Origin of the sequence: uncultured Dokdonia sp., from assembly GCF_947492815.1 — a bacterium.
Taxonomy (GTDB): Bacteria; Bacteroidota; Bacteroidia; order Flavobacteriales; family Flavobacteriaceae; genus Dokdonia.
Genome location: NZ_CANLOB010000098.1, coordinates 1 through 501, shown reverse-complemented (window position 1 = coordinate 501; position 501 = coordinate 1). Strand labels below are relative to the sequence as shown.

The following is a 501-nucleotide window of genomic DNA, read 5'->3' as shown; positions in this document are numbered from 1 at the left end:
TGTATTTCCTTGAGGACCTTGTGGTCCTGTTGCTCCATCGTTACCTGCTGGTCCTTGCGGTCCAACTGCTCCGTCAGCACCATCTGCACCTGCTGGTCCTTGTGGTCCAACTGCTCCGTCAACTCCGTCAGCACCTGCGGGTCCTTGTGGACCTGTATTTCCTTGAGGACCTTGTGGTCCTGTTGCTCCATCGTTACCTGCTGGCCCTTGAGGTCCAACTGCTCCGTCAGTTCCATCTGCACCTGCTGGTCCTTGTGGTCCAACTGCTCCGTCAGCACCTGTTGGTCCTTGTGGTCCAACTGCTCCGTCAGCGCCATCGTTACCTGCGGGTCCTTGTGGACCTGTATTTCCTTGAGGACCTTGTGGTCCTGTTGCTCCATCGTTACCTGCTGGTCCTTGTGGCCCAACTGCTCCGTCAGCTCCGTCAGCTCCATCCGCACCTGCTGGTCCTTGTGGTCCAATTGCTCCGTCAGCGCCATCTGCACCTGCTGGTCCTTGTGG

General features: G+C 58.1%; 1 pseudogene. It reads right to left on the bottom strand.

The window, feature by feature from the left end:
* Positions 1-501: pseudogene (locus tag Q1A01_RS23690) on the bottom strand (hypothetical protein); the annotation flags it as partial.